The organism is Kitasatospora sp. NPDC087861 (assembly GCF_044742585.1).
Taxonomy (GTDB): Bacteria; Actinomycetota; Actinomycetes; order Streptomycetales; family Streptomycetaceae; genus Kitasatospora.
In genome coordinates, this window is sequence record NZ_JBIUUS010000050.1 from 32,524 (window position 1) to 44,014 (window position 11,491).

Below are 11,491 nucleotides of genomic sequence, written 5' to 3' on the forward strand. Positions count from 1 at the left end.
CGGGCCGCGATCGCTGAGGCGTGACCGGCCGGGGCGCGCGCCCGACGGCGCCCGGAAGAGGTCGCCATGTCCGCTCCCTCACCCACCCCACCCCGGCACGACATCCTCCGGCTCCGCGTGACCGCCAAGGACGCGGACACCCTGCTCGCGCTGCTGCGCGAGACCCGTCCCGACACCGGCGGCCGTCCGCACGTCGAACCGGACGGGCGCATCAGCATCGACGCCTACGTCCCGGACGACCGGGTCGCTGGCCTCGAACGCGAGGGCGTCTCGGTCACCCGGATCGGGAACGCCAGCGAGGCCGGGCGCGCCGCCCAGGCCGAGGTCGGCACCGGCGACCGGTTCGCCCCCGCCGACGCCGTCCCGCACGGCCTGGCCGCCAAGCTCGCCGGCTGACCGGGGAGGAACGCCATGCCGTACCTGAACATCACCGAGGTGGAGTCCGCCCTGACCAGCCTGGCCACCGCGTACCCCACCACCTCCCACCTGCTCACCCTGCCCGAGCCCTCGATCGAGGGCCGCACCGCGCACGCCCTGCAGATCGGCGTCCCCGCCGGGACCCCCAGGGCCTGCGTGATGATGATCGGCGGCGTACACGCCCGCGAGTGGGGCAGTTGCGAGATCCTCGTCCATCTCGCCGCCGACCTGCTGGAGGCCCACCAGAACGGCACCGGCCTCGGCTACGGCGGCACCACGTTCACCGCCGACCAGGTCGGCGGTCTGCTCCAGCGGCTGGACCTGGTGTTCTTCCCGCTGGTCAACCCGGACGGCCGGCTGCACAGCCAGACCGTCGACCCGATGTGGCGCAAGAACCGCGACCCGGCCAACTCCGGTGGAAGTGCCGACCCGAACTGCGTCGGCGTCGACCTCAACCGCAACTACGACTTCCTCTTCGACTTCGCCACCGCCTTCGCCCCGACCGCCACCCCGCAGGTCTCGGCCAGCCCGTGCGACCCGCAGGTCTACGCGGGCCCGAGCGCCTTCTCGGAGCCGGAGACCCGCAACGTCCGCTGGCTGCTGGACCAGTACCCGCGCACCGGCTGGTTCGTCGACGTGCACAGCTACTCCGAGGACATGCTCTACAACTGGGGCGACGACGACAACCAGTCGATCGACCCGACGATGAACTTCGGCAACGCCCAGTACGACGGCAAGCGCGGCCTGCCGGGCGACGTCGCGTACGCCGAGTACATCCCCAAGACCGACGCCGACAACGCCGCGCTGCTCGCCGAGCGGTTCTGCCAGGGCGTCGGCGGCGTGCGCGGACGCCCCTACAAGCCGCTGACCGGGTTCCACCTCTACCCGACCAGCGGGACCAGCGACGACTACGTCTTCTCCCGGCACTTCGTCGACGGCGACCAGGGCAAGGTGCTCGGCTTCACCGTCGAGTGGGGCACCGCCTTCCACCCGCCGTGGGCGGAGATGCGGAACATCGTCCTCGACGTGGACGCGGGACTCGTGGCGTTCTGCCTGGCCACGACCTGACCACCCCGACCATCGCCCGGCAGCAGGGCGTCCGCCGCGACCTGTCGTGGCGGGCGCCCCACGCCGTACCGTGCCGCCCGAGCCGGGCGCCTCGGACCTGAGCTGCGCCTCGGACCCGGGCTGCGCCTCAGACCCGGGCTGCGCCTCAGACCTGGGCGATCAGACCCGGGCGCCGAGCATTCTGAGGACCAACTCGCCGTAGCGGCGCCCGAGTTCATCGGGCGTCTCGGTGGACCGGTCGGTGTACCAGCGGGAGACGTCGATGCCCAGCGAGGTGACCGCACGGGCCGCCGTCCGGACCTCGGACACCTGGAAGGCGCCGTCCGCCACCCCCGCCTCGATCAGCGCGCTGACCTCGCGCTCGATGTCCAGCCGCAGCGCCGCGACCACCGCGTAGGCGTCCTCGGGCAGCGCGTGCAGCTCGTAGTTGACCACCCGGCCGACCGTACGGGCCCGGGCGTGCCAGGCGGTGAACTCCTCGACCAGCCGACGCATCCGCTCCGCCGGGTCGCCCTCGCCGGCCGCCGCCCCCCGGACCAGCTCCAGCGTGGCCGCGTGCCCGGCCTGGCTGATCTCGGCCAGCAGCCCGGCCTTGGACTGGTAGTGGATGTACAGCGCGGCCGGGCTCATCCCGGCGGCGGTGGCGATGTCCCGGGTGGTGGTGGCGTGGAAGCCACGCTCCGCGAACGACTCGACGGCCGCCTGGAGCAGCCGGTACGCCGCCTCGGGGCGGGTGTCGGCACCGTCGGGCAGGGTGCGCCAGAGGTCGGCGATGGGCGTGCTGGTCATGGCGCCATCCTCCCAGAGAACTCGTACACACATTCCCGCCGACCGGTCGGCGGACTGTTGACAGGCTCCCGCACCGACACCATGCTGAGCAAGCGCTTAGTCAGCCGGTGAACCGGCATCCCCGTCGAACGTTCCGCGCGAAAGGCAGGACCCTCCGTGGCGTACTCCTTCAAGGGCCGGGTGGCCGTCGTCACCGGATCGAGCCGGGGCATCGGCCTCGGCATCGCGCGCGAGCTGGTCGCCCGCGGCGCCAAGGTCTGCCTGACCGCCCGCAACCCCGAGCCGCTCGCCGAGGCCGTGCGCGACCTGGGCGGGCCGGACAACGCCATCGCCGTCGCCGGCAAGAGCGACGACCCGGCCCACCAGGAGGAGGCGGTTGCCCGCACCCTGGAGGCCTTCGGCCGGCTCGACCACCTGGTCAACAACACCGGCATCAACCCGGTGTACGGCCCGGTCCTCGACACCGACGAGGCCGCCGCCGCCAAGATCCTCGCCGTCAACGTCCTGGCCCCGCTGGCCTGGACCCGCCGCGCGCACGCCGCCTGGATGGGCGAGCACGGCGGCTCGGTGGTCAACGTGGCCTCCGTCGCGGGCATCCGCTCCTCGCTCGGGATCGGCATGTACGGGGTCAGCAAGGCGGCGCTGATCCGGCTCACCACCGAGCTCGGCGCCGAGCTGGGCGCCCAGGGCATCCGGGTCAACGCCGTCGCCCCCGCCGTGGTCAAGACCAGGTTCGCCGAGGCCCTGTACGAGGGCCGGGAGGAGCAGGTCGCCGCCGCCTACCCGCTCGGCCGGCTCGGCGTGCCCGAGGACGTCGCGGGCGCGGTCGCCTTCCTGCTCTCCGCGGACGCCGCCTGGATCACCGGCCAGACCCTGGTCGTGGACGGCGGAGTCACCCTCGGCGGCGGCCTGTGAGCGGCGTGCCGGCGGCCGGCGCGCCGGAAACCAGCGCGCCAGTGCCCGAGGACTTCACCGGCCAAGGCGCGCCAGTGCCCGAGGACTTCACCGGCCAAGGCGTGGTGGTGACCGGCGGCGGGCGCGGCATCGGCGCCGCCCTGGCCCGGGCGTTCGCCGCGGCCGGCGCCCGGATCGTGGTCAATGACCTGGACGCCGACGCCGCCCACGCCGTGGCCGAGGACTGCGGCGGCACCGCCGCCCCCGGGGACGCCGCCTCCGCCGAGGGCCTGGCCGCCCTGGTCGGGCAGGCCCGGGCCGCGCTCGGCGAGATCGACGTGTGGTGCGCCAACGCGGGCGTCGCCCCGATCGGCGGGGCCGACGCGCCCGCCGCCGCCTGGGCGAGCGCCTGGGAGGTCAACGTCCTCGCCCACGTCCGGGCCGCCGAGCTGCTCCTCCCCCGCTGGCTGGAGCGCGGCGGCGGCCGCTTCCTCGCCACCGTCTCCGCGGCCGGGCTGCTCACCATGCTCGGCTCGGCCCCGTACGCGGTCAGCAAGCACGGCGCGCTCGCCTTCGCCGAGTGGCTGTCCGCGACCTACCGCCACCGCGGCCTCCGGGTGCACGCGCTCTGCCCGCAGGGCGTGCGCACCGACATGCTCGCCTCGACCGGCGCGGTCGGCGAGGCGCTGCTCGCGCCCACCGCGCTGGACGCCGAGGACGTCGCCGCGGCCGCGCTGGCCGGGCTGCGCGACGGCCGCTTCCTGATCCTGCCGCACCCCGAGGTCGCCGAGTACTACCGGGTCCGGGCCACCGAACCGGACCGCTGGCTCGCCGGGGTGAACCGGCTCCAGCAGGGGCTGGAGAGGAGCGGGGCGCTATGAGGGCCTGGCAGGTGGACGCGCTCGGCGAGCCGGCCGAGGTGATGCGGCCGGCCGAGGACGTGCCCCGGCCGGTGCCCGGGCCGGGGCAGCTGCTGGTCCGGGTGCGGGCCGCGGCGGTCAACTTCCCGGACGCGCTGATGGTGCGCGGCCAGTACCAGGTCCGCCCGCCGCTGCCGTTCACGCCCGGCGTGGAGCTGTGCGGCGAGGTGGCGGACGGCGCCCGGCGGGGCGAGCGGCTGATCGGCAACCCGGTGCTGCCGCACGGCGCCTTCGCCGAGTACGCGCTGCTGGACGCGGCGGCCGCCTTCCCGGCGCCCGAGGCGCTGGACGACGCCGAGGCGGCCGCGCTGCACATCGGCTACCAGACGGCCTGGTTCGCCCTGCACCGCCGGGCCCGGCTGCGGGCCGGTGAGACGCTGCTGGTGCACGCGGCGGCGGGTGGGGTCGGGAGCGCGGCGGTCCAGCTGGGCCGGGCCGCCGGGGCCAGGGTGGTCGCCGTGGTCGGCGGTCCGGCCAAGGCCGCGGCGGCCCGGGCGCTGGGCGCCGACTTGGTGGTGGACCGGACGGCCGGGGACTTCGTCGCCGCCGTCAAGGAGTTCACCGGCGGGCGCGGCGCGGACGTGGTCTTCGACCCGGTCGGCGGGGACGCCTACACCGGCTCCACCAAGTGCGTGGCCTTCGAGGGCCGGATCGTGGTGGTCGGCTTCGCCGCCGGGCGGATCCCGGCGCCGGCCCTCAACCACGCCCTGGTGAAGAACTACGCCATCCTCGGCCTGCACTGGGGCCTCTACAACACCCACGACCCGCAGGCCGTCCGCGCCGCCCACGACGAGCTGACCGGGCTCGCCGGCCAGGGCGTGGTCCGCCCGCTGGTGAGCGCCCGGGTGCCGCTGGCCGGGGCCGCCGAGGCCGTCCAGTTGGTCGCCGACGGGCGCAGCACCGGCCGGATCGCCGTCCTCGGGGAGTAGCTACCTCGCGTACTCCATCTCCGGGAAGCGCGGCGAGGGCCCGTCCAGCAGGTGATCGTCGTGCCCGCGCAGCCAGCGGTCGAAGAAGGACGCGACGTACGACCGGGTGGCCAGCACCGCCCGGTCGGGGCGGCCGTCGCCCACGTCCCTGCCCAGCTGCTCGGGGGTGATCGCACCCTGCCGGGCGAGCTGTGGCAGCAGGGACTGCGCGTCGGTGTAGGAGCCGTGCCGGGAGTCGTTCAGCGTGACGTCGGCGTGCCAGCCGGTGCTGTGCTGCCAGAGGGCGTCCCAGCCGGGCTGGTGGTGGTAGTCCCCGGAGTCCTCGTTGCGGGTGCCCATCAGCAGGAACGGGCGGTCCAGCCCGTCCTGGGCGACGGTGGGCAGGACCACCCCGGTGTGACCGTCCGGCCCGGGGAAGTGCAGTTGGCCGTCCAGGTTGACGGCGGCCGCGATCCGCGGGTCGTCGTGCATCGCCTGCACCGCGGTGAAGCCGCCCGCCGAGTGGCCGGCCATGCCGATCCGGTCGAGGTCGAGCGAGGCGGCGAGGCCGGCCGGCAGCCGCGGGTCGTGGCGCAGCCCGCCGAGTTCGTCCAGCACGAAGCGGGTGTCGTCCACCCTGGTCCGCAGTGAGGTGCGCAGCACGTCGGCGACGTCGAGGTCGGCCTGGCCGAGCAGGTCGGGGAAGACGGAGGTGGCGAGGTCCCCGTTCGGGAACGCGACCTCGGAGGCCTCGTAGGTGTGGTCGATGGTGACGACGACGTAGCCGCGCGAGGCGAGGTCCTCGACCAGGCCGGTGCCCCAGGTGCGCGGGTCGCCGAGCCCGGCCGAGTAGAACACGACGGGACGCTTGCCGCCGGGCAGGGCGGGCGCGTCGGTGCGGGCGTGGGTGCGGATGCCGGCCCAGTCGGTGCGGCCGGGTTCGAAGCCGTTGTTCATGCGGCCGACGCTCCCGGCGCTGCCGAAGTGCTCGGCGGCGGCGGGTTCCATGTACCGGGCGCGGTCGGCTCCGGTTGCGGGGCGGGCGGTCGGATACCAGAAGCTGATCATCAGCTCGCGGGGCTGCCCGGGCTTCCAGCGGTACTCCCGGCCCGGGTCGGTGAGGTGCAGGGTCGTGGTGCCGACGGGGTACGGGCCGGTGGGCTGCGGCAGCCAGGCCCGGGCCTGCTTCCCGGTGCCGCCGTCCTCCGGCACCGCCGCCACCGCCCCGGGCGCGCCGACCACCCCGAGCACCGCCGTCGCCGCCAGCAGCGCCGCTGCCACGGCCCGTCCCCGCCTGCTCATACCGTCTCTCCTCGTCCCGCGTCGATCCGTTGGCAGGACGGTACGGGCGGGGACAGGCCGAAGCCGTCATACCGGGGAGCCAAATCAACCCTGAGTACCCTGGTACGACCCCTGGGGGTAGGCGACGGGGGCCGGGTCGCGGGGCAGGCCGGGGCGGAAGATCTCCGTCGGCGACGCCGTTTCCCGCCGCCGCTGGTCGGCCGTGGGGTCGGCGATCCCCCGGCGGCGGGCGAGCACCAGCAGGGCGGGCAGCACGCCGAGCCAGAACATCGCCCGCCACGCCCAGGCCTGCGGCAGGACGGCGACCAGCACCGAGTAGGCGACGAGGGTGAAGGCCCAGCCGACGGCCCAACCGCTCTGTACCGCCCCTGATCGGCCGGCGGCGGCGCAGTCGCGCCAGCCGCACAGGGTCGGCCGGACCGCGCTCGGGCGCGCCGGACTCAGGCGTGCCGCTTCAGCTCCCGGCGGGCCAGCGAGCGCTTGTGCACCTCGTCCGGGCCGTCGGCCAGCCGCAGGGTGCGGTTGCCGGCCCAGAGCTGGGCGAGCGGGGTGTCCTGGCTGACGCCCGCGGCGCCGTACGCCTGCACGGCCTTGTCGAGGATCCACTCGACGGTGCGCGGGGTCGCGATCTTGATCGCCTGGATCTCGGTGTGCGCGCCCCGGTTGCCGACGGTGTCCATCAACCAGGCGGTCTTGAGCACCAGCAGCCGCAACTGCTCGATCCGGACCCGGGATTCGGCGATCCAGTCCTGGACCACGCCCTGCTCGGCGAGCGGCCGACCGAAGGCGACCCGCCCGCTCACCCGGCGGCACATCAGCTCCAGGGCGCGCTCGGCGATGCCGATCGCGCGCATGCAGTGGTGGATCCGGCCGGGGCCGAGCCGGGCCTGGGCGATGGCGAAGCCCGCGCCCTCCTCGCCGATCAGGTTGCCGACCGGGACGCGGACGTCCTCGAACAGCACCTCGGCGTGGCCGCCGTGGTCCGCGTCGTCGTAGCCGAAGACCGTCATGCCGCGCTTGACGGTGACGCCGGGGGTGTCGCGCGGGACGAGCACCATGCTCTGCTGGCGGTGCGGCTCGGCGTCCGGGTCGGTCTTGCCCATGACGATGAGGATCCGGCACTGCGGGTTCATCGCGCCGGTGATGTACCACTTGCGGCCGTTGACGACGTACTCGTCACCGTCACGCTCGATCCGGGTGGCGATGTTGGTGGCGTCCGAGGAGGCGACCTCGGGTTCGGTCATCGCGAAGGCGGAGCGGATCTCGGCGTCGAGCAGCGGGCGCAGCCAGCGCTCGCGCTGTTCGGCGGTGCCGAACTGGGCGAGCAGCTCCATGTTGCCGGTGTCGGGGGCCGCGCAGTTGAGCGCGGGCGGGGCCAACTGCGGGCTGCGGCCGGTGATCTCGGCGAGCGGGGCGTACTGCAGGTTGGTCAGGCCCGCGCCGCCCTCCCCCGGGAGGAAGAGGTTCCAGAGGCCCTGCTTCCGTGCCTCGGTTTGGAGTTCGGCGACCACGGGCGGGACGTTCCAGGACGGGCGGGCGGGGTCGGCGAGTTGTTCCGCCAGGACGGCCTCGGCGGGGTGCACGTGCCGGTCCATGAAGGCCAGCAGCTGCTCGCGGAGCGCGTTCGTGCGGGCGTCGTAGGCGAAGTCCATCAGTTCTCCTTGAGGGTACTCAGGCCGTGCCGGGCGAGGATCGGGGCCATCTCACCGGCCCGCTCGAAGCCGGCACCGAGGGTACGGCCCTGCTGGTAGCGGTAGTGGATGCCCTCGGCGACGGCGGCGAGCTTGAAGGACGCGAAGGCGACGTACCAGTCGAGGTCTTCTGCTTGACGCCCTGTCGATTCCGCGTAGTACGAGACGATTTCGTCGGCCTTAGGGAAACCCGGGGCGGTCATGGCGGAGGGGATGATGCCGCCGCCGACGCCGGCCAGTTCGGTGTACATCACCAACAGGCCGATGTCGGTCAGCGGGTCGCCGAGGGTGGACATCTCCCAGTCCAGCACGGCGGCGATCGCATCGGTGTCGTCCACCAGCACGTTGTCGAGGCGGTAGTCGCCGTGCACCAGCGCGGGCGCCGGGGAGGCGGGCAGCCGGTCGGCGAGCAGCCCGTGCAGCCGGTCGAGCTCGGGCAGCTCGCGGCTGCGGGACGCGGCGAGCTGCTTGGACCAGCGGCGCAGCTGGCGCTCCAGGTAGCCCTCGGGGCGGCCGAAGTCGGCCAGGCCGACCTCGGCCGGGTCGATCCGGTGCAGGACGGCGAGGGTGTCGACGAGCCGCAGGCCGAGGGCGTGCACGCGCTGCTCACCGAGGGCGGCGAGCGGGGCGACGTCCCGGTGCGCGACGCCGGGGACGCACTCCATCAGGTACCAGGGGGCACCGAGGACGTCCGTACCGGGGTCGAGCAGCAGGGTGTGCGGGACGGGCACGCCGGTGTCGCGCAGCGCGGTCATGACGCGGTGCTCACGGCCCATGTCGTGCGCGGTGGCGAGGACGTGCCCGAGGGGTGGGCGGCGCAGCACCCAGCGCGCGGCGCCGTCGGTGAGGACGTACGTGAGGTTGGAGCGGCCCCCCTCGATGAGCTCGGCCCGCAGCGGGCCCTGGACGGTGCCGGGCAGCTCGCGGTCCAGGTGGGCGCGCAGGCGGGCCAGGTCCAGGCCGGGCGGATCGGCGGGGATCTCGGGCATCGGGCGGCTCCTCGCGGTGGGACCTCGTTGACTAAGCGCTTGCTTAGCATTCAACCGGACGCCGCCCCCTGTCAATGCCACCCGCCCGCGAGGAGCCCCCGGACCCGAGGGGCGGCGACGGCCGCGCAAGCAGCCCTGACGCGCGAGAAGCCGGGCGGGCCGACTTCCCGCGCGGGGCCACGCTCAACGAACTGGCCGAAGTCCCCGGATTCAAGCGGAACTTCGACCGGGCGGTGCAGGACGGGAAGATCACGCTGGCGGGGGACTTCGCGCAGGCCGCGGCGGACAGCGTCTTCGAGACGCCGACCCTCCCCGACCCAAGGTGCCCGATCGTCACTCCGTAGTCGTCCGGAGTAGTCCCCAGTCGCTCGACCGGCGGCCCCTCGCTCCCCCGAGGGGCCGCCGCCGCCACTTCGCGGCGCTTCGCCCCGCATCAACCAACAGCATCCCCAGGGGTCCCGGGGGCTCGTCGGACAGATCGTGGATCAGATAGGGCCGAACTCGCCGGCAACGGTCGCGGCCACGAAGGACTGCCACGCCTCGATCGGGAAGAGGAGCGCCGGCCCTTCCGGATCCTTCGAGTCGCGGACGGGAGCGACACCAGGGAAGTCAGCCGAGACCTCTACGCAGGAACCGCCGTTGTCGGAGTGCGACGACTTGAACCAGGAAGCGCGGGACAGGTCTGGGCGGGTCATGGGTCAGAGTTCCTTTCGGGCCTTGTGAATCAGGTCGAGGGACGCAGCCCTGGTCAGTGCTTCCACCCGCAACCGATCGTAGGCCCTTTCCCATGCCCTGACAGTCCTGTCCTCCCTCACCACGAAGCCGTGATCCGCAGATTCCGTGTAACCGACCACAGAACGGTCGGCGAACGTCAACAGAGTGACGAACGCACGGAACGGGGCGTGCTCAGCCAGGCTGAACGGGGCGCGTGAGCTTCGAAGCAACGCCCCGAAGGACTCGCGGGGAGATGACGCCGGATCAAGCTCCTTGCGGTTCACCGCTCACATCCAATTCCACTTGAGCGGTTGCCAAGCCTAGAGGACATTGGGCACTCCTGGTAGTCACAGAACTACGGAGAGGAGTGGACGTTGAAGACCCGCAAACCCTCGCAGACCTTGCACACCCCCCGAGTTGAGGTCGTCGATCGCCTCCAGGTGGTGATCTACCTGGCCAAGACCGATTCCGGCTTCCCCGAGCGGGAGTTGCGCATGTGCGAGGCCTACGCGCACGCCTTCCGCTGGGACGTCGCCCTGATCGTCGTCGACGACGAGGTCGACGCGCCGGGGCCGGAGCGGCGCCCCATGCTCCAGGCCGCCCTGCAGCGACTCCTGGACAACCGGGCCGGCGCGATCCTGGTCCCGAGCAAGGCGGCGATCTCGCCGATCGAGGGCGAGTTCAACGAGTTCGCCGAGCGCGTGGAGAAGGCCTCCGGGTTCATCCAGGTGGCGACCCGCCGATGACTACCCGCTACACGATCATCCCCGCCGACGCCCTCAACGGCGCCTCGTACCCTGTGTGGGCCATCCGCGACCACCAGACCGGCCAGCTGGTGAAAGCCCTCCCGCCCCGCCCCGAGCCGCTGCGGTTCTACTCCTACGACCGGGCGGAGACGTGGGTGCGCAGGAACGAGACGCCCACACCGGCCGAGGGGGTCGCGCGATGACCACCCGGACCGACCACCACGAGGTCCGCCTGATCGACTCCCGGAGCCCGCACTTCCTCCTCCTGGAGTGCCGGGGAATCTGGGACCGCGAGCGCCACGAGTACCTGCGCGTCCCGGGCTCCTCCCGCCGGATCAGGCGCTTCTACACCCTCACGTCCGCGCAGGCCTACCTGCACATGCCGCCCGCGGCCGCCTGACTCCAGAGCTGCCGCCGGCCGGGGCACCCCGGCCGGCGGCAGCTCCGTCAGCCTTGGGTGAGGCATCCCGCTTTGTCGGGTTGGCCTGAGTGGCTGTTGTCCGTTCGTCGGCGTGGCGGTGATCGTGCGTATGCATCGCGGGAAGTCCGGTGCATCGATGAACTGCCAGCCCCTAGCATGCGTGGGTGAACCTTTCCCATCTCGGCGCGCCGATCAGGCCGATGATCCGCGTCCACGGCGGGTTCGCCAACCGGATGTACCGGCTCGACACCGACCAAGGGTCGTTCGCGGTGAAGGAGTTGAACCTCGTCGACCGCCGCTGGACCTACCACGTCGAGGACGTGTTCAGGTTCGAGCGGGCGGCCTTCGCCGCCGGCATCCCGATGCCGGAGCCGATCTCGGCCAGCCACCACACGCTCGTCCACCGATGGGTCGAGGGAGAAACGGTGCCCAAAGCACCGGTGTCGGCGGCGTACGCGTTCGATATCGGTGAGATCCTCGCGCGCATCCACGCGCTCGACGTCGCGTGGACCCACGTGTCGATCGAGGATCCGACGTCACGGGACTGGCCCGAGCTCGCCGCGCGGGCGGCGGCGACCGGACAGCCGTGGGCCGACGAACTCGCCTCCCACGTCGAGACGTTCCTCGCGATT

Annotated in this window: 17 protein-coding genes; 10 read left to right on the forward strand and 7 right to left on the reverse strand. The window is 73.2% G+C overall.

What is annotated here, in order from left to right:
* Positions 1–66: 66 nt before the first annotated feature.
* The gene (locus tag ACIOJE_RS37390) at positions 67–396 is read left to right on the forward strand and encodes a hypothetical protein (RefSeq protein ID WP_280683368.1); all 330 of its coding nucleotides are present in this window, start codon (positions 67–69) and stop codon (positions 394–396) included.
* A 15-nt stretch (positions 397–411) separates the two neighbouring features.
* Entirely contained in the window at positions 412–1,485 is a 1,074-nt protein-coding gene (locus ACIOJE_RS37395; protein ID WP_400782719.1) for a M14 family metallopeptidase, read from the forward strand.
* Positions 1,486–1,644: 159 nt separating this feature from the next.
* Here the strand turns inward: ACIOJE_RS37395 and ACIOJE_RS37400 are convergent, their stop codons facing one another.
* Positions 1,645–2,274, reverse strand: coding sequence for a TetR/AcrR family transcriptional regulator (locus ACIOJE_RS37400; protein ID WP_280683364.1), 630 nt, complete (start codon positions 2,272–2,274; stop codon positions 1,645–1,647).
* Positions 2,275–2,430: 156 nt separating this feature from the next.
* Here ACIOJE_RS37400 and ACIOJE_RS37405 point away from each other — a divergent pair, with 156 nt between their 5' ends.
* The 3 genes from ACIOJE_RS37405 to ACIOJE_RS37415 all read left to right on the forward strand — a co-directional run bounded on the left by ACIOJE_RS37405 (position 2,431) and on the right by ACIOJE_RS37415 (position 5,017).
* On the forward strand, positions 2,431–3,189 hold the full coding sequence (locus tag ACIOJE_RS37405; RefSeq protein ID WP_280683362.1) for an SDR family oxidoreductase: 759 nt from the start codon (positions 2,431–2,433) through the stop codon (positions 3,187–3,189).
* Positions 3,190–3,263: 74 nt separating this feature from the next.
* Entirely contained in the window at positions 3,264–4,049 is a 786-nt protein-coding gene (locus ACIOJE_RS37410; RefSeq protein WP_400782721.1) for an SDR family oxidoreductase, read from the forward strand.
* Positions 4,046–5,017: an NADPH:quinone oxidoreductase family protein gene (locus ACIOJE_RS37415; RefSeq protein ID WP_400782723.1), complete on the forward strand. Its 972-nt coding sequence runs from the start codon at positions 4,046–4,048 to the stop codon at positions 5,015–5,017. Before ACIOJE_RS37410 ends, ACIOJE_RS37415 begins: the two co-directional genes overlap by 4 nt.
* On the opposite strand, the gene ACIOJE_RS37420 is transcribed toward ACIOJE_RS37415, so the two are convergent.
* The 4 genes from ACIOJE_RS37420 to ACIOJE_RS37435 form a co-directional block, all read right to left on the reverse strand.
* Positions 5,018–6,298, reverse strand: a complete 1,281-nt coding sequence (locus ACIOJE_RS37420) for an esterase (RefSeq protein ID WP_280683358.1) — start codon at positions 6,296–6,298, stop codon at positions 5,018–5,020. It abuts the gene before it with no gap.
* 84 nt (positions 6,299–6,382) lie between these two features.
* The gene (locus tag ACIOJE_RS37425) at positions 6,383–6,610 is read right to left on the reverse strand and encodes a hypothetical protein (RefSeq protein WP_280683356.1); all 228 of its coding nucleotides are present in this window, start codon (positions 6,608–6,610) and stop codon (positions 6,383–6,385) included.
* 128 nt (positions 6,611–6,738) lie between these two features.
* Positions 6,739–7,950, reverse strand: coding sequence for an acyl-CoA dehydrogenase family protein (locus ACIOJE_RS37430; protein ID WP_400782726.1), 1,212 nt, complete (start codon positions 7,948–7,950; stop codon positions 6,739–6,741).
* Positions 7,950–8,978 carry a phosphotransferase family protein gene (locus ACIOJE_RS37435; protein ID WP_400782727.1) on the reverse strand — a complete coding sequence of 343 codons (1,029 nt, stop codon included), beginning with the start codon at positions 8,976–8,978 and terminating at the stop codon, positions 7,950–7,952. Before ACIOJE_RS37435 ends, ACIOJE_RS37430 begins: the two co-directional genes overlap by 1 nt.
* A 74-nt stretch (positions 8,979–9,052) precedes the next feature.
* Between ACIOJE_RS37435 and ACIOJE_RS37440 the strand changes: the two genes are divergently transcribed.
* Positions 9,053–9,322 (forward strand): hypothetical protein, encoded by a 270-nt coding sequence (locus ACIOJE_RS37440; protein ID WP_400782730.1) that lies wholly within the window; start codon positions 9,053–9,055, stop codon positions 9,320–9,322.
* A gap of 141 nt (positions 9,323–9,463) precedes the next feature.
* Here ACIOJE_RS37440 and ACIOJE_RS37445 read toward each other — a convergent pair whose 3' ends face one another.
* Together ACIOJE_RS37445 and ACIOJE_RS37450 are read right to left on the reverse strand one after the other, a co-directional pair.
* Complete coding sequence (locus ACIOJE_RS37445; RefSeq protein WP_280683328.1) at positions 9,464–9,673, reverse strand: DUF397 domain-containing protein; 210 nt, start codon at positions 9,671–9,673, stop codon at positions 9,464–9,466.
* A 3-nt stretch (positions 9,674–9,676) separates the two neighbouring features.
* Positions 9,677–9,976 (reverse strand): Scr1 family TA system antitoxin-like transcriptional regulator, encoded by a 300-nt coding sequence (locus tag ACIOJE_RS37450; protein WP_400782732.1) that lies wholly within the window; start codon positions 9,974–9,976, stop codon positions 9,677–9,679.
* A gap of 90 nt (positions 9,977–10,066) precedes the next feature.
* Here ACIOJE_RS37450 and ACIOJE_RS37455 point away from each other — a divergent pair, with 90 nt between their 5' ends.
* From ACIOJE_RS37455 to ACIOJE_RS37470, 4 genes are all read left to right on the forward strand, one after another.
* On the forward strand, positions 10,067–10,438 hold the full coding sequence (locus ACIOJE_RS37455; RefSeq protein WP_400782734.1) for a hypothetical protein: 372 nt from the start codon (positions 10,067–10,069) through the stop codon (positions 10,436–10,438).
* A complete protein-coding gene (locus ACIOJE_RS37460; protein ID WP_280683323.1) occupies positions 10,435–10,641 on the forward strand; it encodes a hypothetical protein in 207 nt (68 codons plus the stop codon). The genes ACIOJE_RS37455 and ACIOJE_RS37460 overlap by 4 nt, the downstream gene beginning before the upstream one ends.
* On the forward strand, positions 10,638–10,838 hold the full coding sequence (locus ACIOJE_RS37465; RefSeq protein ID WP_400782737.1) for a hypothetical protein: 201 nt from the start codon (positions 10,638–10,640) through the stop codon (positions 10,836–10,838). The genes ACIOJE_RS37460 and ACIOJE_RS37465 overlap by 4 nt, the downstream gene beginning before the upstream one ends.
* Positions 10,839–11,059: 221 nt before the next feature.
* On the forward strand, positions 11,060–11,491 hold a 432-nt coding region (locus ACIOJE_RS37470), incomplete at its 3' end, for a phosphotransferase (RefSeq protein ID WP_400782739.1).

Coding starts and splice junctions, on each gene's coding strand:
- ACIOJE_RS37390 (WP_280683368.1), top strand. CDS start 67: ATGTCCGCTCCCTCACCCACCCCACCCCGGCACGACATCCTCCGGCTC.
- ACIOJE_RS37420 (WP_280683358.1), bottom strand. CDS start 6,298: ATGAGCAGGCGGGGACGGGCCGTGGCAGCGGCGCTGCTGGCGGCGACG.
- ACIOJE_RS37395 (WP_400782719.1), top strand. CDS start 412: ATGCCGTACCTGAACATCACCGAGGTGGAGTCCGCCCTGACCAGCCTG.
- ACIOJE_RS37440 (WP_400782730.1), top strand. CDS start 9,053: ATGCCACCCGCCCGCGAGGAGCCCCCGGACCCGAGGGGCGGCGACGGC.
- ACIOJE_RS37430 (WP_400782726.1), bottom strand. CDS start 7,950: ATGGACTTCGCCTACGACGCCCGCACGAACGCGCTCCGCGAGCAGCTG.
- ACIOJE_RS37415 (WP_400782723.1), top strand. CDS start 4,046: ATGAGGGCCTGGCAGGTGGACGCGCTCGGCGAGCCGGCCGAGGTGATG.
- ACIOJE_RS37465 (WP_400782737.1), top strand. CDS start 10,638: ATGACCACCCGGACCGACCACCACGAGGTCCGCCTGATCGACTCCCGG.
- ACIOJE_RS37445 (WP_280683328.1), bottom strand. CDS start 9,673: ATGACCCGCCCAGACCTGTCCCGCGCTTCCTGGTTCAAGTCGTCGCAC.
- ACIOJE_RS37435 (WP_400782727.1), bottom strand. CDS start 8,978: ATGCCCGAGATCCCCGCCGATCCGCCCGGCCTGGACCTGGCCCGCCTG.
- ACIOJE_RS37400 (WP_280683364.1), bottom strand. CDS start 2,274: ATGACCAGCACGCCCATCGCCGACCTCTGGCGCACCCTGCCCGACGGT.
- ACIOJE_RS37460 (WP_280683323.1), top strand. CDS start 10,435: ATGACTACCCGCTACACGATCATCCCCGCCGACGCCCTCAACGGCGCC.